This is a genomic window from Pseudomonas sp. NY5710, from assembly GCF_013305665.1.
Classification (GTDB): domain Bacteria; phylum Pseudomonadota; class Gammaproteobacteria; order Pseudomonadales; family Pseudomonadaceae; genus Aquipseudomonas; species Aquipseudomonas juntendi.
Genome location: NZ_CP045554.1, coordinates 2,598,723 through 2,624,480 on the forward strand (window position 1 = coordinate 2,598,723; position 25,758 = coordinate 2,624,480).

Genomic DNA, 25,758 nt, shown 5'->3' on the forward strand with positions numbered 1-25,758 from the left:
TGAATTTCTTGGGAAAGTGAGTGTTCATGAACAAGTCCAGATTGCGCAAGTACGGCTTCGGCCTGGCAGTGGCCTTGGTTGCAGGCATGAGCCTGTACGCCATTCAGGCCCCGGCCAAGCCACCGCAATACATCACCGCCACGGTCGAGCGTGGCGATATCGAGAACGCGGTGCTGGCCAGTGGCACGCTCGAAGGCATCAAGCAGGTGGATGTGGGTGCTCAGGTGTCGGGGCAGTTGAAGTCGCTGAAGGTCAAGCTCGGCGACAAGGTGACCCAGGGCCAGTGGCTGGCCGAGATCGACCCGCTGGTATTGCGCAATACCCTGCGTCAGGCTGAAGTCGACGAGGAAAAATTGCAGGCCGAACGGCGTTCGGCCCTGGCCCAGCTCAAGCAGACCCGGCGCGTGTACCAGCGCTACCGCGAACTGCAGGCTGACGAGTCGGTGTCGCGCCAGGACTTCGAGAATGCCGAGTCGGAATACGAAGTGCAGCAGGCTGCCGTGCGCTCGCTGGATGCGCAGATCCAGAGCGCGCGGGTGGAAATCGACACGGCCAAGGTCAACCTGGGCTATACCCGCATCAATGCGCCCATCACCGGCCATGTAGTGGGCATCGTCACCCAGGAGGGGCAGACCGTGATCGCCAACCAGTTGGCGCCGGTACTGCTCAAGCTGGCCAACCTCGACACCATGACGGTCAAGGCCCAGGTGTCGGAAGCCGATGTGATCCACATTGCCCCTGGCCAGGAGGTGTATTTCACCATCCTTGGCGAGGACAAACGCTACTACGCCAAGCTACGCGGCACCGAACCCGCACCACAGAACTACGCACAAAGCAGCGACAAACAGGAAGGCAGCCGTGGCAAGCCGACTGGCGCGGTGTTCTACAACGCCTTGTTCGAAGTACCCAACTCCGACCACCGCCTACGCATTTCCATGACTGCGCAGGTGCATATCGTGCTCGACACCGCCCGCGGCGTACTCACCGTGCCCGTGGCCGCACTGGGCACACGCAACGCTGATGGCAGCTTCCCGGTGCGGGTGCTCGATGCCAAGGGGTTCGCCCAGTTGCGCAACGTGCAGGCGGGCATCAACAACAACGTCAAGGTGCAGATCGAGGATGGCCTGGCCGAAGGTGACCGGGTGGTGATTGGCGAGCCGGTGTCAGGCGAAACGGGGGCGTGAGCATGAACATGAATGTGCAGCCTGGCGCAGGCACGGCGGTGACCTGCAACCCGGCACAGCCATTGCTGCGCTTGCAGGGGGTGACGCGCAGTTTTCAGGCTGGCGATCGAGCTTTCCTGGCGCTGAAGGGTATCGACCTGCAGATTCACAGCGGTGAGCTGCTGGCGATCATCGGCGCCTCAGGCTCGGGCAAATCGACGCTGATGAACATCCTTGGCTGCCTCGACCACGCCAGTAGCGGTAGCTACCAGGTTGCAGGGCAGGAAACCCGGGAGCTGGACGATGATGCCCTGGCGGCGCTGCGCCGTGACCATTTTGGCTTCATCTTCCAGCGCTACCACCTGCTGCCGCACCTGGATGCCCTGCACAACGTCGAGATACCGGCGGTGTACGCCGGCTCGCCGCAGGGCCAGCGCCATGCCCGGGCGTGCGAGCTGCTGACCCGGCTGGGCCTGAAGCACCACCTGGAGCACCGCCCCAGCCAACTGTCGGGCGGCCAGCAGCAGCGGGTGAGTATCTGCCGGGCGCTGATGAACGGCGGCCAGGTGATTCTGGCCGACGAGCCGACCGGCGCACTGGACACCGCCAGCGGCAAGGAAGTGATGAACATCCTGCTGGAGCTGCACGCGGCCGGGCACACGGTGATCCTGGTGACCCATGACCCCAAGGTGGCGGCGCATGCCGAACGCATCATCGAGGTCAGTGATGGGCAGATTGTCAGCGACCGACGTACCAGCGCACCTGCCATCGCCATCGCTGAACCTGAAGCCCAACCGGCACCTGTGGCCCAGGTGGCGGTTGGGCGCCGCCTGCGGGTCAGCCTGGGGCTGTTCCGCGAGGCGTTCAAGATGGCGTGGCTCGCGCTGATCTCGCACCGCATGCGCACCCTGCTGACCATGCTCGGGATCATCATCGGCATCACCTCGGTGGTGTCTATCTCGGCCATTGGCGAGGGTGCCAAGGGCTATGTACTGAAAGATATCCAGGCCATTGGCAGCAACACCATCGACATCTACTCCGGCAGCAATTTCGGTGACAGCCGGGCCAAGACCATCGAAACCTTGCTACCTGCCGACGCGGCAGCGCTCAACGCGCTGTACTACGTCGACAGCGCCACCCCAGTGATCGGCCAGAGCACCCTGGTGCGCTACCGCAACCTGGACGTGGACGCGCAGCTCAATGGCGTGAGCGAGCATTATTTTCAGGTGCGCAACATACCGTTGGCCGCCGGCATCGTGTTCAGCGCCGACGATGCACGGCGCCAGGCACAAGTGGTGGTGATCGACCACAACACCCGCAAGCGCCTGTTCGGCCCGCACGTTGACCCGCTAGGGCAGGTGATTTTGGTCGGCAACCTGCCGTGCACGGTGATCGGGGTAACGGCCGAAAACAAGAACCTGTTCGTCGCCAGCAACCAGTTGAACATCTGGGTACCCTACGAAACCGCTGCCGGGCGCATCCTGGGCCAGCGGCACTTGGACAGCATCAGTGTGCGCATCAAGGATGGCGTGCCCAGCAAGCGCGTTGAAGAGGAGGTGACCCGGGTGATGCTGCAGCGCCATGGGACCAAGGACTTCTTCACCAACAACCTCGACAGCATCATGCAGACGGTGCAGAAGACCAGCCGCTCGCTAACCTTGCTGCTGTCACTGATTGCCGTGATTTCGCTTGTGGTGGGCGGCATCGGGGTGATGAACATCATGCTGGTGTCGGTGACCGAACGTACCCGCGAGATCGGCATTCGCATGGCGGTGGGGGCACGCCAGTCGGACATTCGCCAACAGTTCCTTGTGGAGGCGGTGATGGTGTGCCTGTTTGGCGGCCTGGTCGGGATCGGCTTGTCGTATGGCGTGGGGTACCTGTTCGAGCTGTTCGTCAAACAGTGGGAAATGGTGTTTTCGCCAGCCTCGATCGTCATGGCGTTTGCCTGCTCGACGCTGATCGGTGTGGTATTCGGGTTTGTACCGGCAAGGAACGCAGCGCGGCTTGATCCGATCGAGGCGTTGGCCCGGGATTGAGGCAGACCTGTGCCTGCCGCTTCGCGGGCACGCCCGCTCCCACAGGTTTTGCACAGTTTTCAGAACCTGTGATGTACCTGTAGGAGCGGGCTTGCCCGCGAAGAGGCCGATACACGGAAACACTAATCAGCCCTCGGCATACATCCAGCGCATCAGCGAATGCCGCCCACTGATGCCCAGCTTGATCGCCGCCCGACGCAGGTAGCTTTCAACCGTATTCACCTTCAAGGCCAGCCGCTCGGCCTGCTGTGGGGCGGTATGCCCGGCCAGCAACCCCAGGCACACCTGGCGCTCGCGCTCGGAAAGCTTGAGCCCCGACTGCGCCAGGCGGTCGACGAAGCGCTGTTCGAGGTTTTCCCGGGCATGGCGCTCGGGGCCAGGCTGCAAGGCGTCGATGTGCTTTTCCAGCATGGGCAGCAGCAAGGGGGAAATCGCGTCCAGGTGGCGGCGCTCGAAGCTCGAAAAACCGTAGGTGGAGTCGGCACGCAGCACCTGGATCTCCATGCGCGCATTGCCTTTATGGCAGATACGGTGCAGGCGGGCAGGGTCGTTGAAGTCGCTGCCTGGCTGTGCCTGGGGGGAGAATACCGTTTCATCGAACAGCCTCGATTCGCAAGGCAGGCCAGGCAGGTGGCGGATCTGCATGGCGTCGATGGCGAGGTGAGCCTGGATCAGGTCGTGCAGCATGCGCGGAAACTGATGGCTGCCGGTGCTGGCGATGACTTTGCCAATTTGCGGGTAAAGCTGTTTTGAATTCATCGTATCGTCCATGAAGGCCAGTAAGGGTTGTGCCGTTGCGTGTCTGCCAGCCGCATCCTCGGCTTGCGGGCGAACCTGTTCGGTATCCTAGTACAACGAATGAGTGACGGTTAAATGAAGGGCGCCTAATGGCATTATAGTGGCATCTTTTGCTCACGGCTGGTGCAATGCAGGTTGTAGGGTATGATGCCGACCTTCATAACTGTCACGAGGCCTGTTGCCAATGTCCCTGAGTGCCCCACAGATGGGTGAATTGCGTATATTCGCCGAGCAACTGGCCGACGCCGCTGCACAGGCGATCAAGCCGTACTTCCGTGCCAGCCTGGACGTCGAGGACAAGGGGGGGCGCCTGTACGACCCGGTGACGGTGGCCGACAAGGCGGCCGAAGACGCGATGCGCGCGTTGATCCAGGCGCGTTACCCGGAGCACGGCATTCTTGGCGAAGAGGCTGGGGTGGCGGTGGGCAGCAGCCCGCTGACCTGGGTGCTCGACCCCATCGACGGCACCCGTGCCTTCATCACCGGCCTGCCACTGTGGGGGACGTTGATTGCGCTGAACGATGGTACCCGCCCAATACTGGGGGTGATGAACCAGCCCTTTACCGGCGAGCGGTTCATTGGCACGCCCGAGGGGGCCTGGCGCAACGCTACACCCTTGCGTACCCGTGCCTGCGCCGACCTGGCTACGGCCACGCTGATGTGCACCACCCCCGACATGTTTGACACGGCCAAGCGCAAGGCCGCCTTCGAGGAGGTAGCCGGCCAGGCGCGGCTGATGCGCTACGGCGGCGATTGCTATGCCTACTGCATGCTGGCGTCGGGGTTCGTCGATGTGATCGTGGAGGCCAGCTTGCAACCCTATGACGTACAGGCGCTGATGCCGATCATCGAAGGGGCGGGTGGGGTGATCAGCGCCTGGGATGGCAGTTCGGCGCAGCACGGTGGCTGTGTAGTGGCCTGTGGTGACCCAGTGCTGCACGCGCAGATGGTGGAGAAGTTGCGCCACGCCATGTGAGGGTGTGCCGCCGGGCCTGCGGCGGCCTTTACACTGCACTTTTTGCCATTTCCGCGCTCTATGCTTGGCCAGGCCACATCGATCCCCGATGCGGCCGCCGAATATCGACCCGGTGCCGATGGTTGCAAGCTACCCTCATCTGATTCCCCGCGTGCTGCTGGCAGGCGTGCTCACCTGCCTGTGTGCCTGCACCCAGGAACAGGGCCGCGACATGCTCGACCAGTTTGCCGACGGCAAGCCCAGCGAACTGTTCCAGACCAGTGTCGACCGCCTGGCCACGCTGTCGATGCGCGACAACCTGCAAAGCCTGTACCTGCTGATGAACAAGCTGTACCTGCGCAACCCCAACCAGTTGAAGATGTCGGGGTACGTCGACGCCGCCACTGCCGAGCGGCAGATCCGCAAGGCCATCGAACACCGCCAGCCGCTGGCGCAGCTGGGCAACCGTCGCGACCTGGCAGCCTTGAGTTACGCGTTGAGCCCGGAGTTTCGCGGTGACCGCGTCGGCGCCTTCATCTATGCCATCGGCAGCATGCTGATCACCGCTCACGGCGGGCGCACCGAGTTCTACATGACCGACACGATCGACCCACTGTTCATCAACAACGCCGCGCGCAATATCGAGAAGGCCACCTGGATGTTGAGCCAGCGGCAAGATGCCAATGGCGTGTTGCTGCTGTTTTCCAACGAGATCTCCGAAGAGAGCAGCAACCTGAGCTTTGCCGTGGAGTTCGGGAAGATCGTGGCGCGCCTGGATTTGCTGGCAGAGTTGCTGGATGAGCGGTATCGGCGGATCGGATTGAACTATGCACAAAGCCTGCTGCTGATGAACTTCCTGCCTGTACAGTGACTTTGGCTGTTGCATCTAGCCATGACGACACATTGCCGGGGCTGCTGCGCAGCCCTGTCGCGACGCAAGGCCGCTCCTACAAAGGGGGCCAGTAACGCTTTCAGAGTAGCGCCTGTATTGCCCGTCGATAACGCTGCCCGGCCAGGCTCATGCTGTTGTTATGGCTCGCCCCGGGCACCAGCAGCAATGTCTTGGGTTCCTGGGCGGCATCGAACAACTGCTGGCTGAAACGCGCTGGCACGAAGCGGTCATCCAGCCCGTGCACCAGCAGCACGGGCAAGCCGATGTCCTGGATCTTGCCCAGCGAGTCGAACTTCTGCGACAGCAACCAACGCACCGGCAGTGACGTATTGGCTACCGCAGCGGCGACATCGCCCAACGAGGTGAATGTCGATTCCAGTATCAACCCACGCGCCGGGGCCGCGGCACCGCCCTGGCGTGCTTCGGCTGCCAGCGCGCGGGCCAGTTCCACGGCCACCGCACCGCCCAGCGAATGGCCGAAGATCAGCCGTTTGCCCGCGTCGGGTTGCAACTGAGCGAAGCGCTCCCAGGCGATGCGCGCGTCCTCATAGACAGTGGCCTCGGAGGGCAGCCCGCCGCGGCTCTGGCCAAAGCCGCGGTAGTCCACGGCCAGCACCGAGTAGCCCATGGCATGCAACTGCTCGATGCGGAACAACTGCCCGGTCAGGTTCCAGCGCACCCCATGCAGGTAGAGGATGGCCGGGGCATTGGCGCGCCTGGCAGGCCACCACCAGGCGTGCAGGCTCTGGTTGGCAGCGAAACTGCGCGGCCGCAGGTCAAGCTCCTGCACACCGCTGGGCAGGCCACGGAACCAGCTGGCCTGGCCAGGTTCGATGCGGAACACCAGTTCGCGCTCTTTGTGCTGAAGCACCGCGCAACTGCTGGGCAGGCCGATCACCAGCAAGGTGGCACACAACCAGGTCAGCCAGCGGCGGCGTAGGTGGGAGAGGAAGAGGGTGGGCATGTGGGCTTTTTAACAGATGCCGGGGCGTGCGTGTGAGGAAAGTGCCTCAATGGTGGGCTGGACTGGTTGCAAGCTGTTACCGCAGTGAGCGGGTGAGCAGTGCCGGCCGTTGCGCGCCTGTGAAACAGCGGCTCAGCTGCTGCCCAGTGAATCCAGCAACGGCTGGAACTCTTCGAGCAACCAGTCGCGCAAGCGCAGGCAACTGGGCTCATGTTCCTTGTCTTCGTTGAAGGCCAGGAAGTGGAAGGTGTCCTTGAGCACCAACTCCTCTTGCACCGGGCGCACCAGCAGCCCCTGGGCCACCAGTTGTGCCACCAGGTGGTGCCAGCCCAGCGCTACGCCCTGGTTGCCAAGGGCCAGTTGCACCAGCAGGTTGTAGTCGTTGGCGTTGAAGAAGTGCGGTGCGGTGTTGGCGCGGCTTTTCAGGTCAACGTCGTGGAAGGCCAGCCAGACGTTCCAGTCCACATGTTCGGCCACCTGCGAACGCCCATAAGGGCTAAGGTTCAGCAGGGTGCCATCGCGCAAGCCTTGCAGCGTCTGCACTTCGGGGTGCCGGGCCAGGTACTGTGGGGTGCACACCGGGTAGATCACGTCATGGTTGAGCGGGTGCGAGCTGTAGCCAGCCTGCACCTTGCCCAGCTTGGTGATGTAGATGTCAGGCCGCACCCCCGGCTCCATCGACAGGAAGTTCTGCGTGGTGACCAGATTGATGTCGATGTCCGGGTTTTCGGCAAAGAATTTTGGCATTCGTGGCCCCATCCACAACGCCGCGAACGCCGGCGAACAGCACAAGGTGACCACGTGCTTGGTATTGGTGTTACTGCGGATACGCTCGGCGGCCTGGGAAATGTTGACGAATGACAACTGCACCGCATCGAAGAAGATCGAGCCGGCCACGGTCAGCTCCACTGCACGGCCGACCCGGTTGAACAGTTCGGCCCCCAGGTAGGTTTCCAACTCACGGATCTGCCGGCTGACAGCAGCCTGGGTGACACACAGCGCCTCGGCGGCACGGGTGAAGTTCTGGTACCGGGCGGCAGCCACGAAGACCTTCACGGCGCGCAGGGAGGGCATCTTGATCAGCGTCTGATCGGGCTCGAGGTGTCTGACCATGGGGGCGGGCGCGTGGTCCTTGGGGGGTGGCCAATCGCTCTACTCTAGCGTGTTCCACGTTGCCTGGTAAGTGCGCACCGCGCCTGGAGCTGCAGCTCAGCGGCGATCGATAACCTCAGGTAATGGTTAGCGGCAAACAAATGTCGTTGGACCGCCAGGGGTGCAGGCCCTAACGTTGAGCTCACGGCGCGACATTCGAGACATCGATGTCGAATAATTTTTTGAAGCAGGATTTCCTGCGTGCCGGTTTTGACTCACGTTCGCATTCGAACGGACTGCCAAGCGTACTCGCACTGATCTCTACCGCCTTATTGAAAGTGCGATGTTGAAAGATTGGTTATAAGCATAATAAAGAGGGTCGTATGAGCCATGCCGATGAGATTCTTTCGGTAAACAATGTCTTCAAGGTGTTCGGGCCTAACCCGGACATGGCCATGGAGATGCTCCGCAAGGGCGCCGACAAGAACGAGATCTTCAGCAAAACCGGCCACGTCGTCGGCGTTTTCGATGCAACCTTTTCCGTCAAGCGTGGCGAGATCTTCGTCATCATGGGCCTGTCTGGCTCGGGTAAATCGACCATGGTGCGGTTGTTCAACCGCCTGATCGAACCCACCTCCGGCAGCATCCACCTCAACGGCAAGGAAATTACCGGGCTCTCGGACAAGGCCCTGCTCGACGTGCGGCGCAAGGAAATGGGCATGGTGTTCCAGTCCTTCGCCCTGATGCCGCACATGAGCGTGCTCGAAAACACGGCCTTCGGCCTTGAGATTGCCGGCGTAGCGCCAAGCGAACGCCATCGCCGTGCCCGTGAGGCCTTGAGCCAGGTGGGCCTGGCCGGGCACGAGCACAGCTACCCGCACCAGCTGTCGGGCGGCATGCAGCAGCGTGTGGGCCTGGCCCGGGCGCTGGCCAACGACCCGGCCATCCTGCTGATGGACGAAGCGTTCTCGGCCCTCGACCCGCTGATCCGCAGCGAAATGCAAGGCGAGCTGATCCGCCTGCAGGCCGAGCAGCAGCGCACCATCATTTTCATTTCCCACGACATCGAAGAGGCCATCCGAATCGGTCACCGCATCGCGATCATGGAAGGTGGCCGCGTGGTGCAGATCGGCACCCCGCAAGAGCTGATCAACCAGCCGGCGAACGATTACGTGCGCACCTTCTTCAAGCATTTCGACAGCTCGCGGGTGCTCAAGGCCGGTGATGTCGCCAAGTTCGACCCCGCTGTGGTGTGCAAGGTCAACGGCAAGGCACCAAGCTTCCAGGCCGGTGTGCCATTTGGCTACCTGATTGACGACCGCGGGCAGTTGCTGGGTGTGGTCGACACCGATGCGGCCGGCGCCACCGCCAGTGACCGCTATAGCCTGCACGAGCAGCGTCCGGTGTACACCGACACGCCGCTGCATGAAGTGCTGGGCATTGCGGCCAACCTGCCGTACCCGGTGCCGGTACTCGACCGCCAGGGTGCCTTCAAAGGCACCTTGTCGAAGAACGAGCTGCTACAGACCCTGAGCCGCAACTAAGCCACCAAGAGGTAAGCCCTCATGTCCGAATTCAGCCTTCTCGACCCGTTCCAGGCGGCCACCATCCCGCTGGGCGACTGGGTCACTGCGACGCTCAACTTCCTGGTGCACAACTCACGTGAGGTGTTTCGCGCCATTCGCTGGCCGATCGACCAGGTGCTCAATGGCATCGAGTTCACCCTGCAGAGCATCCCGCCCACCATCGGCATCATCCTCTCGTCGTTGCTGGGCTGGCAGCTGGCCGGCAAGCGCATGGCGCTGTTGTGCTTCATCACCCTGACCTTGCTCGGCCTGATCGGCGTGTGGTCGGAGTCGATGACCACCCTGGCGCTGGTGCTGACCTCGGTGTTTTTCTGCGCGGTGATCGGCATTCCGCTGGGCATCGTCTGCGCCCGCAGCAACCGCCTGGAAAGCATCATCCGGCCAGTGCTCGACGCCATGCAGACGCTGCCGGCATTCGTCTACCTGGTACCGGTGGTGATGCTGTTCGGCATCGGCAATGTGCCCGGCGTGCTGGTGACCATCGTGTTCGCCTTGCCGCCACTGGTGCGCTTGACCAACCTCGGCATCCGCCAGGTACCGGAGGACAAGATCGAGGCCGCACGCGCCTTTGGCTGCATGCCACGGCAGATGCTGACCCGCGTGCAGTTGCCGCTGGCCACCTCGACGATCATGGCCGGCCTCAACCAGACCCTGATGCTGTCGCTGTCGATGGTAGTGATCGCCTCGATGATTTCCGTGGGTGGCCTGGGGCAGATGGTGCTGCGCGGTATCGGCCGGTTGGACATGGGCCTGGCTACGGCCGGCGGTGTAGGGCTGGTGCTGCTGGCGATTTTCCTCGACCGCCTGACCCAGGCCATCGGCGCGCGCAGCAATGCCGAGCCTGGCGTGCGCTGGTACCACACCGGCCCCGTAGGCGTGGTGCTGCGCCTGTGTGGTGCCGCGCAACCGCAAGGGCGGCGCAAGACTGCCTGAAGCGCGCAAGAATTTTTTGAACCGTTCGACCTGCCGCACTTGAAGAAAAACAGAAAAGGTAAGCGACGATGCACCCATCCAAGTTCTCCCGCAGCATCCTCAAATGCGCGACCGCGCTGACCCTGGCCGCCGCCGCGCTGGCCGCACACGCTTCGGCGGACAAACCCGGCGACGGCGTGAAGGTAACGCCGATCTTCCCCTCCATTGCCGAAGAGCGTTTCCGCGGCGAAGTGGCGATGGAGGGCCTGCGCGAGCTGGGCTACAAGGTCCAGGAGCCGAAGGAGACCGAGTACGGCGTGATGATGGTGGCCTTGGCCAACGGCGATGCCGACTTCACCGTGCACCTGTGGGAAAAACTGCACGACAAGTTCTACCAGCAGGCCGGTGGCGATGACGTAATGGTCAAGACCGGCAATATCCTGCCCGGTGTTGCCCAAGGTTACCTGATCGATAAGAAAACGGCCGACCAATACAACATCAAGTACATCACCGACCTGAAAAAACCCGAAATCGCCAAACTGTTCGACACCGACGGCGACGGCAAGGCTGACATGACGGGTTGCAACCCGGGCTGGGGTTGCGAACTGGTGATCTCCCACCACATGAAGGCCTACGACCTGGACAAGACCGTAACCGTGAACCAGGGCTCGTACTTTGCGTTGATGGCCGACACCATAGCCCGCTTCAAGGAAGGCAAGCCAATCCTCTACTTCACCTGGGTGCCACAGTGGATTGCCAGCGTACTGGTGGAGGGCAAGGACGTCGTCTGGCTGGAAGTACCGAAGACCGACCTGCCGGATGGCAACAACGACGTCGATACCACCTACCACGGCAAGAACCTGGGCTTTGCCATCGACAAGGTGGTGGCGGTGCTGAACAAGGACTTTGCCGAGGAGAACCCGGCGGCGCTGAAGTTTCTGTCGCTGGTGCAGATCAGCACCGACGACGAGAGCAACCAGAACCTGAAGATGCAGCAGGGCGAGAAGAAGCCTGCCGACATTACCCGCCATGCCAAGGAATGGGTTGCCGCCCACCGTCAGCAGTTTGACCAGTGGCTGCAAGCCTCGCGTGATGCTGCGGCCCAGGCCGGTAAGTAACCTGATCCATCAGCGTTGGCTTTTTCGCGGGCTCGCCCGCTCCCACAGGTCCGCCACAGGTTCTGAACACTGTGCAATGCCTGTGGGAGCGGGCAAGCCCGCGAAGCAGCCAATGCGATTCTCGCTGTTGAGTTAATAGCCATGAGCCACTTCGAAAGCATCCTCAAGAACACCAACCTGGCCCACCTGGAGCCCGGCTTTCGCACTTCATTGCCAATGCCCTGCCAGCGGGTGGCATTCGTCCTGCGCGAGCATTTCTCGATGATGGCCTTCACTGCCGCGATGGACAGCCTGGTAACCGCCAACCTGATGAGCGCCACGCCGTTGTTCCAGGTTGAGGTGGTGGGCGAGGGGCCGCAGGTGATGAGCGACCTGGGCATTGCCTTGCCGGTCAACACCGAACTAACCGATTTGCAGGTGCAAGGCCTGGATTGCCTGCTGGTCTGCGGCGGTTTACGCGTGTGCCTGCAAGCTGCCCCCCAGTTGCGTGCCAAACTGCGCCAAGCCGACCAGCAGGGCTGCCAGTTGGGCGGCTTGTGGAACGGTGCCTACTTCCTGGCCGAGGCGGGTTTGCTCGATGACCACGACTGCGCTTTTCACCCTGATGGCCGGGCGATGATGAGCGAGCTCTACCCCAAGGTGCGGATCAGCCGCCACGCCCATGTGCTGGGCCGCAGGCGCATGAGCTGCGCGGGTGCCAGCAGTGCGCTGGACATGATGCTGGCCATGCTTGAGCAGGCGGGTGGGGTGCCGTTGCGGCGGGCCGTGGAACAGATGCTGGCGTGCGACCGTTCGCGGGTGGCAAATGACACTGCGGCCGGCGTGGCGGACATTGACCCTGGCATGCCTCACGGCGTGCGCCTGGCACTTGAGCTGATGCATGCAAATATCGAAGACCCGATCGGTATCGACGAGATCGCTGAACACGCGGGGTTATCCCGCCGCCACCTGGAACGCCTGTTCCGCCGCCATGTGCAGGCCACGCCGCCACGGTATTACCTGGAGCTGCGCCTGACCCATGCGCGGCAGCTGTTGCAACACACCAACAAGTCGTTGACCGAAGTGGCGGTGGCCAGCGGGTTTGTCAGCTTCCCGCATTTCTACCGGCGCTTTCGTGAGTTGTTCGCCATTGCACCGCGGCAGTACCGGGCACGCAGCCAGGGCTGGGCAGGGCGGCAGGATGTGGCGGTGCTGTAGGATTGTCGTTATCGTTGACTAGCAAAAACTGATATTTCTACCAGGTGTCAACCGGACGAAGAGCATGCAATCTGTACGGTAGCCATGTTAGGTGAGATACGTCTATGATTTTTTTACCGTATACCGTTTATGGTGTTCAAGCGGATGAGAAGTCTTTCTCACCCATCGGGTTCAATGGGGAGTACTACGATCCTTGTTCCGGTTGCTATCCATTGGGCTTGGGTTATCGCTTGTACAGCCCCAGCCTGATGCGTTTCTTATCACCCGATACCCTCAGTCCGTTTGGTAAAGGCGGTGAACATATATACGGCTATTGTAAAAATGATCCTGTCAACCATGTGGACCGCACGGGACACCTATCCACCCCGCCAGGTAATGCAGGAAGTCCGAAGCCTTCGAAGATCGCGAGGCTTTCACCTCCGAGCTGGTCGCCATCCCCGAAGAGCCCTTCAAGCAGTCGATCTGCCACGTCTCTCGATACAGCAGGTAGGCTTTCGGGATACAGCAGTAAAGAATTCAACTTATCTCTAAATTTTTTAGACAACTTGCCACCATCCTCACTCAGTTGGCCCGATTTTTTCAAAGCAAAAGGGATGCTCAATCCACGTCAAATATTTGATGAGTCAAAGCGTTTGGCCACATCTATTTCTGTAGACCCCATTGTCTCTGACCCGACTTTTTTCAGGACCAGACTGGTGATTTACATGACGACGGCTGGTAATTCCAGGGATCCAATGTCTGCGCTGCGTTCTGTCTATCGAAATATTATGGACATAGAAGTGGGCGAGACTGCAACTTATGCCGAAAACATTAGGAATAACTATGGCATCCGGACTTGAATTCTGTTTGCAAGCAGACTGTCGGCCGTGGAGCGCTGTCTATGTAAATCTCCGCAGAAGAGAAGTAACGACGTAGGCAGGCACTCACTGAGTTGGTCGATAATCGCACTCATTCCCTGGGTGTGGTGTTCGCTATCCGCCCATTCAGTGCTTCCGTCGCATTGCCCAACCCCCGCCTTTTTGCTGTAGTGTGCCCATCCATCGGTTGTCGCCTGCCCCCGCGACCCGCAACCGCCCCGATAAAATGACCGTGACGACCGCAACCACAGCCCCAAAAAGGCGTAGGAAGCGGCGACCAGAACAATAACGATGCCGAGTGCCTTGCCTATGGAAAACCGCCTGCTGAGCGAACGCAGTAGCGTGTTTCACCACGCCGACCCTTATGCTGTGTCCGATTATGTCAACCAGCATGTCGGCCAGCATTGCATCGGCCTGTCGCGCACCACCCACCCCCAGGCCAGCCTCAGCCACCGCAAGTTCGCCGAACTCGACCTGTGCCGCATCAGCTACGGCGGCAGTGTGCGGGTTACGTCGCCCGCACTGGAGACCATCTACCACCTGCAGGTGCTGCTTAACGGCAACTGCCTGTGGCGCGGGCACAAGGGTGAGCAGCACCTGGTACCGGGCGAATTGCTGCTGATCAACCCTGACGACCCGGTTGACTTGACCTATTCGCAAGACTGCGAAAAATTTATTCTCAAGGTGCCGACCCGGCTGCTGGACTCGATCTGCGACGAACAACGCTGGCACCGGCCCGACGGGGGGGTGCGCTTCTTGCGTAATCATTACCGGCTGGACGAGCTGGACGGCTTCGTCAACTTGCTGGCCATGGTTTGCCACGAAGCAGAAGTGAGCGATTCACTGCCCAGGGTGCAGGGCCATTACAGCCAGATCGTCGCCAGCAAGCTGCTGACCCTGATGAGCACCAATATCCGCCGGGAAAGCCTGAGCGCGCCGCAAGCGGGGCTGGAGCGCATACTCGATTACATTGAACGCAACCTGAAGCTGGAGCTGTCGGCTGAAGTGCTGGCAAAGCAGGCGTGCATGAGCTTACGGTCGCTGTATGCGTTGTTTGACCAGCACCTGGGGACTACGCCCAAGCATTACGTTCGCCAGCGCAAGCTGGAGCGGGTGCATGCATGCCTGAATGACCCGACTTGTGCCGTGCGCAGTGTGACGGAGCTAGCCCTGGACTATGGCTTTCTGCATCTGGGGCGGTTTTCGGATGTGTACCGGCAGCAGTTTGGCGAGCTGCCTTCGCAGACGTTCAAGCGCCGGGGATGAGGCGTGTCAGCGTTGCCACCTGATAGTTATGCTAGTTGCTTGTCCTTCATGCGCGACCCACCATCTGCTTTATTGCGGCTAAAAGGTGGTAACCATGTCGAACACGCAGAATTCTTCTTGTGCACTGCAGTACACAGTTTATGGGCATGACGGATGCGAGCAATCCGCATCAGTGCTGCGCTTCAGCGGGCAGAGAAAGGAGCCAGCCACAGGGCACTACTTGCTGGGGAATGGATACCGTGCTTTGAATCCGGCTTTGATGAGGTTCCATAGCCCGGACAGCTTGAGCCCGATGGGAGCTGGCGGGTTGAATTGTTACGCCTACTGTGGCGGGGATCCTGTTAACAACATTGACCCGAGCGGGCACGATTTTCGGTCCTTATTTCGTCGGCGACCACCACGGGTACAGTTAGCCGATCCTTTCACTCGCACTCCATCCGCTAAGCAACTAGCCGTTAATAAAATAATGTCATCCCGCATGCAAGAACATCGTGAGCTGGTTCGGTCTCAACGCGTGAAAGACTTTGAGCGTTCAGGTCGTTTTACTGCGGGAGATATGGGAGAAGAAATGGAGCGATTGCACACGACCGACAACTGGTCTCAGCAGGAGTACAACATGGTGGAAGTGTACAATCTTAACATGCATAGAAACCACAAACTTCTAGATGAAAACGATATGAGAGTGTTGCGTAGAACCACTGATCTCCTGGCTAAAATTTCCACAAATCTGCCCGCAGAAGCAGCAAAGGCTACAAAAGTACATTGGAAGCTTGGGGAAACCGGAAAGCACATCCGCGTAAGTGGATAACACTCTGCACAATCCGGATAGTCCCCCGCCAGCGGTCTCCCTAACCTGACCAGGTCTAAACAATAACAAGGGAGACCCTGGCCATGTCCCTGGGATTCGACTACCTCGATGCCATGCTCGAGGACGACCGTGAAAAGGGCATCTATCGCTGCAAGCGCGAGATGTTCACTGACCCTCGCCTGTTCGAGCTGGAGATGAAACACATCTTCGAGGGCAACTGGATCTACCTGGCCCACGAAAGCCAGATCCCCGAGAACAACGACTTCCTCACCCTGACCATGGGGCGCCAGCCGATCTTCATCGCGCGCAACAAGGACGGTGAGCTCAACGCCTTCCTCAACGCCTGCAGCCACCGCGGTGCCATGCTCTGCCGGCACAAGCGCGGCAACCGTTCCAGCTACACCTGCCCGTTCCACGGCTGGACCTTCAACAACAGCGGCAAGCTGCTCAAGGTAAAAGACCCGAGCAATGCCGGCTACCCCGACAGCTTCAACTGCGACGGCTCCCACGACCTGACCAAGGTGGCGCGCTTCGAGTCGTACCGCGGCTTCCTGTTCGGTAGCCTGAATGCCGATGTCAAGCCGCTGGTCGAGCACCTGGGCGAGTCGGCGAAGATCATCGACATGATCGTTGACCAGTCGCCCGAAGGCCTGGAAGTGCTGCGCGGTGCCAGCTCGTACATTTATGAAGGCAACTGGAAGCTCACTGCCGAGAACGGTGCCGACGGTTACCACGTCAGCTCCGTGCACTGGAACTACGCCGCCACCCAGAACCAGCGCAAGCAGCGCGAGGCCGGTGACGCGATCAAGACCATGAGCGCTGCTGCCTGGGCCAAGCAGGGCGGTGGCTTCTATTCCTTCGAGCACGGCCACCTGCTGCTGTGGACCCGCTGGGCCAACCCCGAGGACCGCCCAGCCTACGAGCGCCGTGAGCAACTGGCGGCCGACTTCGGCCAGGCCCGGGCCGACTGGATGATCGAGAACTCGCGCAACCTGTGCCTGTACCCGAACGTGTACCTGATGGACCAGTTCAGCTCGCAGATCCGCGTTGCCCGGCCGATTTCGGTGAACAAGACCGAAATCACCATCTATTGCATCGCGCCGAAAGGCGAGAGCGCCGAGGCGCGGGCCAAGCGTATCCGCCAGTACGAAGACTTCTTCAACGTCAGCGGCATGGCCACCCCGGACGACCTGGAAGAGTTCCGCTCGTGCCAGACTGGCTATGGCGGCGGCACTGGCTGGAACGACATGTCCCGCGGTGCGGCGCACTGGGTGGAAGGCGCCGATGCGGCGGCCAAAGAGATCGAACTGCAGCCGCTACTGTCTGGCGTGTGCACCGAGGACGAAGGCCTGTTCGTGCTGCAGCACAAGTATTGGCAGGCCACCATGGTCCGCGCCCTCAAGGACGAACAACAACTGATCCCCGTGGAGGCCGTGCAATGAGCCTGCATGAAACGGTGCGCGATTTCCTTTACCGCGAGGCGCGCTACCTGGACGATGCCCAGTGGGACCAGTGGCTGGAACTGTACGCCAGCGACGCCAGCTTCTGGATGCCGAGCTGGGACGATGACGACAGCCTGACCGAAGACCCACAAAGCGAAATTTCGCTGATCTGGTACGGCAACCGTGGTGGCCTGGAAGACCGCATATTCCGCATCAAGACCGAGCGCTCCAGTGCGACCGTGCCTGATACCCGCACCTCGCACAACATCAGCAACATCGAGATCGTGGAGCAGGGCGAGGGCAGCTGCAAGGTGCGCTTCAACTGGCACACGCTGAGCTTCCGCTACAAGACCACCGACAGTTACTTCGGCACCAGTTTCTACACCCTCGACCTGCGCGGTGAGCAGCCGCTGATCAAGGCGAAAAAGGTCGTGCTGAAGAACGACTACGTGCGCCAGGTCATCGACATCTACCACATCTGATACAGGTTTTTGCGAGCACTGCCCGGTGCGTTTTGCGATGCGCCGTGGGTCGGCTCGCCCGCGAGGTGCAACATGAGCTACCAGATCGCACTGAATTTCGAAGACGGGGTCACCCGCTTCATCGAGGCCACCGGCCACGAAACCGTCGCCGATGCGGCTTACCGCCAAGGCATCAACATCCCCTTGGACTGTCGCGACGGCGCCTGCGGCACCTGCAAGTGCAAGGCCGAATCCGGGCGTTACGACCTGGGCGACAATTTCATCGATGAGGCCTTGAGCGAAGACGAAATCGCCGAAGGCTTCGTGCTGACCTGCCAGATGCGCGCCGAAAGCGACTGCGTGATTCGCATTCCGGCGTCGTCGCAGCTGTGCAAGACCGAACAGGCCCGTTTCGAGGCGGCCATCAGCGATGTGCGCCAATTGTCGGCCAGCACCATTGCCCTGTCGATCAAGGGCGAAGCGCTGAGCCGCCTGGCGTTCCTGCCAGGGCAGTACGTGAACCTGAAGGTGCCGGGCAGCGAGCAGAGCCGCGCCTACTCGTTCAGCTCGTTGCAGAAGGACGGCGAAGTCAGCTTCCTGATCCGCAACGTGCCGGGCGGCCTGATGAGCAGCTTCCTGACCAACCTGGCCAAGGCCGGCGACAGCATGAGCCTGACCGGGCCGCTGGGCAGCTTCTACCTGCGCCCGATTCGGCGCCCGCTGTTGCTGCTGGCCGGCGGTACCGGCCTGGCGCCATTCACCGCGATGCTGGAAAAGATCGCCGAGCAGGGCAGTGAACACCCGCTGCACCTGATCTATGGCGTGACCAACGACTTCGACCTGGTCGAGCTCGACCGCCTGCAAGCACTGGCTGCACGCATCCCCAACTTCACCTACAGCGCCTGCGTGGCCAACCCGGACAGCCAATACCCGCACAAGGGCTACGTGACCCAGCACATCGAGCCGGGCCACCTCAACGATGGCGATGTGGATGTGTACCTGTGCGGGCCACCGCCGATGGTCGAAGCGGTCAGCCAGTACGTGCGTGAGCAGGGCATTACCCCGGCCAACTTCTACTACGAAAAGTTCGCGGCGGCGGCCTGATTACCTTTATCCCGAGCATGACACCGCCCCCCTGTAGGAGCGGGTTTACCCGCGAAGAGGCCAGCAGGTACAGCAACGTTGCCTGGTCGGACGCATTCGCGGGTAAACCCGCTCCTACGGGGACCGCGGGGAAGCGGAGATTTGAACATGAACAACAGATTCCAAGGCAAGGTTGCCCTGGTCACCGGCGCCGCCCAAGGCATTGGTCGTGGCGTGTGCTGGCGGCTCAAGGCCGAGGGGGCGCAAGTGGTGGCGGTAGACCGCTCCGAACTGGTCCACGAACTGGCCGGCGAGGGGGTGCTGACCCTGACCGCCGACCTTGAGCTGCACGCCGACTGTGCCCGGGTCATGGCCAGCGCAGTAGCAACGTTCAGCCGCCTCGACATACTGGTCAACAATGTGGGCGGTACCATTTGGGCCAAGCCTTTCGAGCACTACGCAGCCGAAGAGATAGAAGCCGAAGTGCGCCGCTCGCTGTTCCCCACTCTGTGGTGCTGCCACGCCGCACTGCCGTACATGCTCGAACGCGGCAGTGGGGTCATTGTCAACGTTTCGTCGGTCGCCACGCGGGGCGTGAACCGGGTGCCGTATGGTGCGGCCAAGGGTGGGGTCAATGCGCTGACTGCTTGCCTGGCCTTCGAAACCGCTGGCCGTGGCATCCGCGTCAACGCCACCGCGCCGGGTGGCACCGAAGCGCCGCCGCGGCGGGTGCCGCGCAACACCGCCGAACAAACCGAGCAGGAGAGGCGCTGGTACCAGCAAATTGTCGACCAGACCCTCGACAGCAGCCTGATGCACCGCTACGGCAGCATCGACGAGCAGGTCGGGGCAATTCTGTTCCTGGCCAGCGATGAAGCGTCATACATCACCGGCGTGACCCTGCCGGTAGGTGGCGGTGACCTCGGCTGAACCGCCTGGTCTTGCGGCGTTGCATCTGGCAACAAGGCGGGGAATTGCCTAGCGGCCCTGGTTGAGGGTAGTTTCCCCGTCACCACCTGCCAGGAATGCTCCCTTGGACTCGATTACCCAAGCTGTACTCGGCGCCGCCCTGCAGGGTGCCGTGCTGGGCCGCCTGCAAGGCCGCCGCGCGCTGTTGTACGGCGCGGCGTTGGGCACGCTGCCGGACCTCGACGTGATCATCCGCTACGCCGACCCGGTGTCGCAGATGACTTACCACCGCGGCTTCTCCCACTCGCTGTTCGTGCTCACCGGGCTGGCCTTGCTGCTGGCCTGGCTGGTCAACAAGTGCTGGCCCGACAAAGGCTATACCTTGAACAGGCTGTTCCTGGCGTTCTGGCTGGTGCTGATCACCCACCCATTGCTCGATGCCTTCACGGTCTATGGCACCCAGTTGTTCTGGCCTCTGCCAGTCACACCGCAAAGCTGGGCTGCGGTATTCATCATTGACCCGGTGTATACCTTGCCCCTGGTGGCCGCCGTTATCTACGCGGCCGTGCGCGGGGTGACTGCCAGGGCCACGCGGCTGCTGACCCTGGCACTGGTTTTCAGCACGGCGTACCTCGGCTTCGGCCTTGCCGGGCGCATGGCCGCCGAGCAGCGCTTCCAGGCCGCACTGGACCAGCAAGGTATCATCACCACTGAACTGCGGGCCGTGCCCATTGCCTTCAACAGCCTGGTCTGGCGAGTGTTGGCGAAAACCCCGGGGGGCGACTACTACGAAGGCATCAGCAGCGCCTTCGACCGGCAGGCGCCAGAAATGCAGCGCTTGCCGCGCAATATGCACTTGGCGCAGGTGTTGGCCACCGATGAGCTGTACCAACGTCTGCGCTGGTTCACCGATGACTGGTTGCGTTACGACCAGGTCGGCGACGTGCTGGTGGTCACGGACTTGCGCATGGGTATCCCGGGCAACTACAGCTTCCGTTTCCGCATGGCCCACCGGGACAGCCAGGGGCAGTGGGTGGTCGATGTGCCAGCAGCTTTCCAAAGCACCGGGCCCGGGTCGATGTTCAACAGGCGCGACCTGGTGCTGATCTGGCGGCGTGTCCTGGAGCAGCAACCACCGCTGCCGTTGGCCCTGTGGACCGAGCGCTACCTGGGCGTCAGCCCTGTCGAACGCGAGCGCTGAGGGTTGCGCTCGGCGGGGCTGGACCTGGTCAAATGGACCGCCATGGCGACCATGATCGCCGATCACCTGCGCTTCATATGGCCCACAGCCGATGGCCTGTTCGTGGTGGGCAGGCTGGCGTTCCCGTTGTTTTGCCTGGCCATTGCAGTGAATGTGCAGCGGGCCCGGGCAGCGGCTTTCAATACCATGGGCAATGTGCGCTACCTGGGGCTGATGCTGCTGTTCGCGGTGCTGTCGGAACCTGCATATCGCTGGCTGGACGGCGGCTCGCAGACATTGAACGTGATGCCGACGCTGGTATTGGGGTTGCTGGTGGCCTGGGGTGTGCATTACCCATTGCTTTCGCTGCGTTTGCTGGGTTTGGCGGCCGGGCTGGCAGGTTTATTGTTCAGTGGGCAGTTGATGTATGGGGTGCCCGGGGTATTGCTGCCAGGCGCCTGCCTGATGGCGCGCCGGCAGGGCGGCGCGGCCTGGGTGTTGCCTTGCCTGCTGGCCATGGGCGGCAACCTGACCAATAGCTGGTTGCAGGCGCATTTGCTGGCACCGATCACCTTGCTCACACTGCTGAGCGCGGCCTCGGCGCTCGCGCTTGGCTTAGCGCTGTTGCGCCATGATGATTGGCGGGTGCCGGCAGTGGGGCGCTGGGGCTATCTGTTTTATCCAGTGCATCTGCTAGTAATAAAGGTGCTGTCCTGAGCCTGTGATCGGAGGGCGGGCCTACCCACGCCCCTTCAGCCGATCAGCGTCAGGGCCTGTTGCAGGGTCAATGGCTGTTTCATGCGCTGCGACAGCACCGCCATGGCGTCGGAATACCCCCTGGCAATCACCGCCTCGACCTGCTCGTTCACACATTGCAGGGCGATGAAGTCACCTGTTTCCGGCTCGCCGACAAATTCGATGCGGTTCCAGTCCTGCGCGTGCCCCAGCACCTCGAAGGTAACCCCGTGCTGGTAGGTCCAGAAGAACGGCACGTCGGCGTAGCGGCGTTGCTCGCCGAGCATGTTGGCCGCTGCGATCACCGCCTGTTGCTGCGCCAGACGCCAGTGCTCGATGCGCACCGGGCGCCCGGTAAGCGGGAATGTGGCGATGTCCCCTGCCGCCCACAGGCCAGGGGCAGCACGCATGTCGGCGTCGACCCTCACCGATTTGTCTTCCCCCAGGGGCACTCCGTGCAGAAACGCCGTCGCGGGGCTGACGCCGGTTCCCAGCACGACCAAGGCTGTTTGCAGGCGCTCGCCATTGGCCAGTACCACTGCCTCGACCTGCCCCTGGCCTTCGATCAGCTTGACCTCGGTGGGGCCGTGAAAAGCCACCCCTTGAGCCTCATGCAGCGTGCGCAGGCAACGCCCGATGCGTTCACCCAACTGTCGGGCCAGGGGAAGCTCGTGGCGGGTAACCACATGCACCCGCGCGCCGTAAGCGTGCAGGGCCGAAGCGGCCTCCAGGCCGATGAAGCCGTCGCCCACGATGACCACCGGCTGGCCGGGCTCGGCCGCATCGAGCACCCGCTCAGCATCGTCGCGTGAACGCAGGGTGAACACCCCAGGCAGATCGATACCGGCCAAATGCGGGCGCACGGGCTTGCAGCCGGTGGCGAGCAGGCACGCGTCATACTCGATCGACTGGCCGTCAGCCAAGGTGATTTGGCGGAGCTGGCTGTTCACGCTGCGCACCTTGCCGTGCTTGCGCTCAAGTTGGCCCTGGCGCAAGGCATCGGCGTCGAGCAAGGCGGGTACTTCGTCGGGGGGCATCTGCCCGGCGATCACGAATTTGCTCAGGGAGGTCCGGTCATAGGCGGGCTGACGCTCCTGGTCTATCCACACCAACCGGCCGGCAAAACCTTGCCTGAGCAGGGCGGCCACCGCCGCGCTGCCTGCGGCCCCGGCGCCCACCACCACAAAGCAGCGGGCGTCGCTGTGCCTGGGCGGCTCGACGGCGGCCAGGGGCTGGTCATCGACCCACACCTGATCGCCCTTGAGCCACACCCGGTAGCGGCGCAGGTCGGCAAGTGCCGGCGGTTCGCAGACTGCGCCGTGGTCGACGGCAAACGCGGCTTTGTGCCACAGGCAGACCAGTAGCCCAGCGCACACCACTCCCTCGTCGAGCGGGGCGCCGGCGTGCGGGCAATTGGCCTGGTAGGCGTGCACCTGCTGGCCTTGGCGGACGAGGATGATCTCTTCGCTGCCGGCCTGAACGCGCAACGGGCGGTGCTCGTCGAGTTGTGCCAGGCAAGCCACGGCGTACTGGGTCATGGGGGGTTCTCCAAAGGGGGCCTTTGGAACCATTTGACGCCTGAGGTGGGGAGGGGGTGCGTTGGGCTGACGACCGGTGTTCCGGTGGTACCGGGCCAGGCCCGGTGCCACCAGAACACCCCGTTGCATCAGTATGCTGGCGTGATCTGGCAGCGGGCTCAATTGGCCCGGGCAGCACTCAATGCACCGGCCCTGGTCACGCGCAGCGCCACCAGGCTACCGAGCACGATCAGTGCCGCCAACGCGTACAGGGCGGTATCGGTGGACCCGGTCTGGTCCTTGATGAACCCCACCAGGTACGGGCTGAGGAAGCCGGCCATCTGGCCGACCGAGTTGATGATCGCCAGGCCAGCCACGGCGGCACTGGCGCTGAGCAGCGCCGTGGGCATCGGCCAGAACATCGGCAGACCAGTGAGCGCGCCCATGGTGGCGATGGACAGGCCAAGGATGGCAATGGCCGGGTTGGCGGCGAAGTTGACTGCGATCAGCAAGCCCATGGCGCCCATGAGCATCGGCACCACCAGATGCCAGCGGCGTTCGTTGCGCAAATCGGCCGAGCGCCCGCAGAGAATCATGAACACGCCGGCCAGCAAGTACGGAATGGCGCTGAGCCAGCCGATCAACAGCGGGTTGTCGAAGCCCATGCCCTTGATGATCGACGGCAACCAGAAGTTGATGGCGTAGACACCGCTCTGGATACAGAAATAGACGAAACCAAAGGTCCAGATCAGCGGGTTGGTCAGTACCGCCAGCACACTGTCGCCGGTAGTGGCAGGCTTGCTGGCAGCATCGGCCGCCAGGTCTGCGGCGATCAGCTGGCGTTCGCCCGCGCTCAACCAGGCAGCCTTGTGGTAACCGTCACTAAGCAGGAACACTGCCAGAACGCCCAGGGCCACGGTCGGCAAGCCCTGGATCAGGAACATCCATTGCCAGCCGGCCAGGCCATGCTGGCCGGCGGCGAAATGTTCGAGGATCCAGCCGGAGAACGGCCCGCCCAGCAGGCCCGAAACCGGGATAGCCGACATGAACAGGGCCATGATGCGCCCGCGTCTGGCTGCCGGGAACCAGCGCGAAAGGTACAACACCACACCCGGGAAGAAGCCGGCTTCGGCCGCCCCGGTGAGCAGGCGCAAGGTGTAGAACTCGGTCGGTGTGGTGACGAACATCAGGCAAGTGGACAAACTGCCCCAGGCGATCATCATCAGCGCGATCCAGCGCCGAGGGCCGAAGCGGTTGAGCGCCAGGTTGCTGGGCAGGCCGCACAACACATAGCCGATGAAGAAGATGCCGGCGCCAAGGCCGTACACGGTTTCGCTGAACTTCAGCGCGTCGAGCATCTGCAGCTTGGCAAAGCCGACGTTGACGCGGTCCAGGTAGTTGAACAGGTAGCAGATGAAAATGAACGGAATCAGCCGCAGGGTAATGCGCCGGTACAGCGCGTTGCGGGTGGTGTCCGTGCCTTGGTCAGGGGCTGAGCTGTGTGCCATGATCGGATTCTCTGTTGTTATGGTTATCGCCGCGTCGCCTGTGCCGGCGCTCGCCCTGACGAGTCTCGGGGACTGCGGCGTGCCTGTCTTTGTGCTTTTGCACAGTGCCCGGCGCGGGCTGCTGTGCCCGAGCCCAAAAGCCTAACACCCTAAGGACCGCGCAATGTTCGAACTCGACCATGACCTGGCACAGGATATCGTTGACCGGGCGATGGCCATTCTGCCGTGCAACGTCAATGTCATGGACAGCCAGGGGTTGATCCTGGGCAGCGGCGAGCCGGAACGCATCAACACCCGCCATGAAGGCGCCCAGTTGGTACTTGCCAACGGCCGGATCGTGGAATTGGACACTGACGCGGCCAAATGCCTGAAGGGCGTGCAGCCTGGGGTCAACCTGCCGTTGATGCTCGACGGCAGGTTGATGGGCGTGCTGGGCCTGACCGGCGACCCGCAGCACGTGCGCACGTATGCCGAACTGGTGCGCATGACCGCCGAAATGCTGCTGGCCCAGCGCCATTTGCAGGCCGACCAGCAGTGGCGGCGGCAGCGCTGTGACGACCTGCTGGCGTTGCTGCTTGGCGGCAGCGGTGATTCCCCGCGGTTGCTCGACGAAGCCCGGCAACTGGGCCTGAAGCCACAGCTGCCGCGCGTGCCGTGCTTGTTCGAACTGGCCTCGGGGCCGGCCGCCGAGGCACTGGCAGCGTGGTTGATCAGCCGTTACCCAGACAGCTGGTGCGTCAGCCCAGCGCGGCAGTCGTTGCTGTGGTGCCGCCCGGCGGGTGTCGCACTGGATGAGCCGCGCCTGCTGGAACGCCTGCAACGGCATGGCTGGGAAGTGGAACGGCTAGCCCTGGGCAGCGCCGCGCAGAGCCTGGAGCAGTTGCGCCGGGGTTACCGTCGGGTGCGTGACTTGCTGGCTTATGGCCGTGAGGTATTGCCTGGCGAACGCCTACTCAGCCTGCAGCGCTACCGGCTGCCGGCGCTGCTGTGGCGCCACCGCAATGATGACGCACTGGATGAACTGCTGGAGCCGTTACAGCGTATACGCGTCAAGGACAGCAGCGGCCAGTTGCTGACCACGCTGCGGGCATGGTGTGCCCATGACGGCCAGAGCCAGGCCTGTGCCGATGCCTTGGGCATCCACCGCAACAGCCTGCGCTACCGCCTGGAGCGGATTGCCGAACTGAGCGAGGTCGACCCGCTGCGGATGGAAGGCATGCTGAGCTTGTACCTGGGGTTGCAGCTGTTGCCTGCAGACTGAAACATTTCTCTGCTG

23 protein-coding genes and 1 pseudogene are annotated in these 25,758 nt (G+C 62.2%); 19 read left to right on the forward strand and 5 right to left on the reverse strand.

Translation table 11 applies throughout. From position 1 onward, the window contains the following. Positions 1-26: 26 nt before the first annotated feature. Positions 27-1,184, forward strand: a complete 1,158-nt coding sequence (macA, locus tag GEV39_RS11625) for a macrolide transporter subunit MacA (protein WP_173889093.1) — start codon at positions 27-29, stop codon at positions 1,182-1,184. An 8-nt stretch (positions 1,185-1,192) separates the two neighbouring features. Next, entirely contained in the window at positions 1,193-3,202 is a 2,010-nt protein-coding gene (locus tag GEV39_RS11630; RefSeq protein WP_173891691.1) for a MacB family efflux pump subunit, read from the forward strand. 126 nt (positions 3,203-3,328) lie between these two features. Here the strand turns inward: GEV39_RS11630 and GEV39_RS11635 are convergent, their stop codons facing one another. Continuing rightward, complete coding sequence (locus GEV39_RS11635; protein WP_173889095.1) at positions 3,329-3,961, reverse strand: helix-turn-helix transcriptional regulator; 633 nt, start codon at positions 3,959-3,961, stop codon at positions 3,329-3,331. Between the two features lie 223 nt (positions 3,962-4,184). Here GEV39_RS11635 and hisN point away from each other — a divergent pair, with 223 nt between their 5' ends. Both hisN and GEV39_RS11645 read left to right on the forward strand, forming a co-directional pair. Further along, the gene (hisN, locus tag GEV39_RS11640; protein WP_173889097.1) at positions 4,185-4,976 is read left to right on the forward strand and encodes a histidinol-phosphatase; all 792 of its coding nucleotides are present in this window, start codon (positions 4,185-4,187) and stop codon (positions 4,974-4,976) included. A gap of 88 nt (positions 4,977-5,064) precedes the next feature. Further along, the gene (locus tag GEV39_RS11645) at positions 5,065-5,826 is read left to right on the forward strand and encodes a hypothetical protein (RefSeq protein WP_457254840.1); all 762 of its coding nucleotides are present in this window, start codon (positions 5,065-5,067) and stop codon (positions 5,824-5,826) included. Positions 5,827-5,926: 100 nt separating this feature from the next. Here the strand turns inward: GEV39_RS11645 and GEV39_RS11650 are convergent, their stop codons facing one another. Both GEV39_RS11650 and GEV39_RS11655 read right to left on the reverse strand, forming a co-directional pair. Beyond that, positions 5,927-6,811, reverse strand: coding sequence for an alpha/beta hydrolase (locus GEV39_RS11650; protein ID WP_173889099.1), 885 nt, complete (start codon positions 6,809-6,811; stop codon positions 5,927-5,929). Positions 6,812-6,943: 132 nt separating this feature from the next. Next, on the reverse strand, positions 6,944-7,924 hold the full coding sequence (locus GEV39_RS11655) for a LysR family transcriptional regulator (protein WP_054912987.1): 981 nt from the start codon (positions 7,922-7,924) through the stop codon (positions 6,944-6,946). Between the two features lie 362 nt (positions 7,925-8,286). Between GEV39_RS11655 and GEV39_RS11660 the strand changes: the two genes are divergently transcribed. From GEV39_RS11660 to GEV39_RS11720, 14 genes and pseudogenes are all read left to right on the forward strand, one after another. Then, a complete protein-coding gene (locus tag GEV39_RS11660) occupies positions 8,287-9,447 on the forward strand; it encodes a quaternary amine ABC transporter ATP-binding protein (protein ID WP_173889101.1) in 1,161 nt (386 codons plus the stop codon). 21 nt (positions 9,448-9,468) lie between these two features. After that, positions 9,469-10,422 (forward strand): glycine betaine/L-proline ABC transporter permease ProW, encoded by a 954-nt coding sequence (gene proW, locus GEV39_RS11665; RefSeq protein WP_173889103.1) that lies wholly within the window; start codon positions 9,469-9,471, stop codon positions 10,420-10,422. A 68-nt stretch (positions 10,423-10,490) separates the two neighbouring features. After that, entirely contained in the window at positions 10,491-11,519 is a 1,029-nt protein-coding gene (gene proX, locus GEV39_RS11670) for a glycine betaine/L-proline ABC transporter substrate-binding protein ProX (RefSeq protein WP_173889105.1), read from the forward strand. A 141-nt stretch (positions 11,520-11,660) separates the two neighbouring features. After that, positions 11,661-12,716: a GlxA family transcriptional regulator gene (locus GEV39_RS11675; protein ID WP_173889107.1), complete on the forward strand. Its 1,056-nt coding sequence runs from the start codon at positions 11,661-11,663 to the stop codon at positions 12,714-12,716. 104 nt (positions 12,717-12,820) lie between these two features. Then, a complete protein-coding gene (locus tag GEV39_RS11680) occupies positions 12,821-13,555 on the forward strand; it encodes an RHS repeat-associated core domain-containing protein (protein WP_173889109.1) in 735 nt (244 codons plus the stop codon). Positions 13,556-13,882: 327 nt separating this feature from the next. Continuing rightward, on the forward strand, positions 13,883-14,839 hold the full coding sequence (gene benR, locus GEV39_RS11685; RefSeq protein ID WP_173889111.1) for a benABC operon transcriptional activator BenR: 957 nt from the start codon (positions 13,883-13,885) through the stop codon (positions 14,837-14,839). Positions 14,840-14,960: 121 nt separating this feature from the next. Continuing rightward, a pseudogene (locus GEV39_RS26090) lies at positions 14,961-15,206 on the forward strand (RHS repeat-associated core domain-containing protein); the annotation flags it as partial. Positions 15,207-15,317: 111 nt separating this feature from the next. Continuing rightward, on the forward strand, positions 15,318-15,647 hold the full coding sequence (locus tag GEV39_RS26095) for a hypothetical protein (RefSeq protein ID WP_249414382.1): 330 nt from the start codon (positions 15,318-15,320) through the stop codon (positions 15,645-15,647). An 83-nt stretch (positions 15,648-15,730) separates the two neighbouring features. After that, positions 15,731-17,089: a benzoate 1,2-dioxygenase large subunit gene (gene benA, locus GEV39_RS11695; protein WP_173889115.1), complete on the forward strand. Its 1,359-nt coding sequence runs from the start codon at positions 15,731-15,733 to the stop codon at positions 17,087-17,089. Further along, positions 17,086-17,571: a benzoate 1,2-dioxygenase small subunit gene (gene benB / locus GEV39_RS11700; RefSeq protein ID WP_054913626.1), complete on the forward strand. Its 486-nt coding sequence runs from the start codon at positions 17,086-17,088 to the stop codon at positions 17,569-17,571. The genes benA and benB overlap by 4 nt, the downstream gene beginning before the upstream one ends. 72 nt (positions 17,572-17,643) lie before the next feature. Then, positions 17,644-18,654, forward strand: coding sequence for a benzoate 1,2-dioxygenase electron transfer component BenC (gene benC / locus GEV39_RS11705; protein ID WP_173889117.1), 1,011 nt, complete (start codon positions 17,644-17,646; stop codon positions 18,652-18,654). 147 nt (positions 18,655-18,801) lie between these two features. Further along, positions 18,802-19,563, forward strand: coding sequence for a 1,6-dihydroxycyclohexa-2,4-diene-1-carboxylate dehydrogenase (locus tag GEV39_RS11710; RefSeq protein WP_173889119.1), 762 nt, complete (start codon positions 18,802-18,804; stop codon positions 19,561-19,563). 103 nt (positions 19,564-19,666) lie between these two features. Beyond that, a complete protein-coding gene (locus tag GEV39_RS11715; protein WP_173889121.1) occupies positions 19,667-20,743 on the forward strand; it encodes a metal-dependent hydrolase in 1,077 nt (358 codons plus the stop codon). 3 nt (positions 20,744-20,746) lie between these two features. Beyond that, positions 20,747-21,439 carry a TraX family protein gene (locus GEV39_RS11720; protein ID WP_173889123.1) on the forward strand — a complete coding sequence of 231 codons (693 nt, stop codon included), beginning with the start codon at positions 20,747-20,749 and terminating at the stop codon, positions 21,437-21,439. A gap of 35 nt (positions 21,440-21,474) precedes the next feature. Here the strand turns inward: GEV39_RS11720 and GEV39_RS11725 are convergent, their stop codons facing one another. Together GEV39_RS11725 and GEV39_RS11730 are read right to left on the reverse strand one after the other, a co-directional pair. After that, entirely contained in the window at positions 21,475-22,995 is a 1,521-nt protein-coding gene (locus tag GEV39_RS11725) for an FAD-dependent oxidoreductase (RefSeq protein ID WP_173889125.1), read from the reverse strand. Positions 22,996-23,153: 158 nt separating this feature from the next. Beyond that, complete coding sequence (locus GEV39_RS11730; RefSeq protein WP_173889127.1) at positions 23,154-24,482, reverse strand: MFS transporter; 1,329 nt, start codon at positions 24,480-24,482, stop codon at positions 23,154-23,156. Between the two features lie 163 nt (positions 24,483-24,645). Between GEV39_RS11730 and GEV39_RS11735 the strand changes: the two genes are divergently transcribed. Beyond that, a complete protein-coding gene (locus GEV39_RS11735; protein ID WP_173889129.1) occupies positions 24,646-25,743 on the forward strand; it encodes a sugar diacid recognition domain-containing protein in 1,098 nt (365 codons plus the stop codon). Positions 25,744-25,758: the final 15 nt, after the last annotated feature.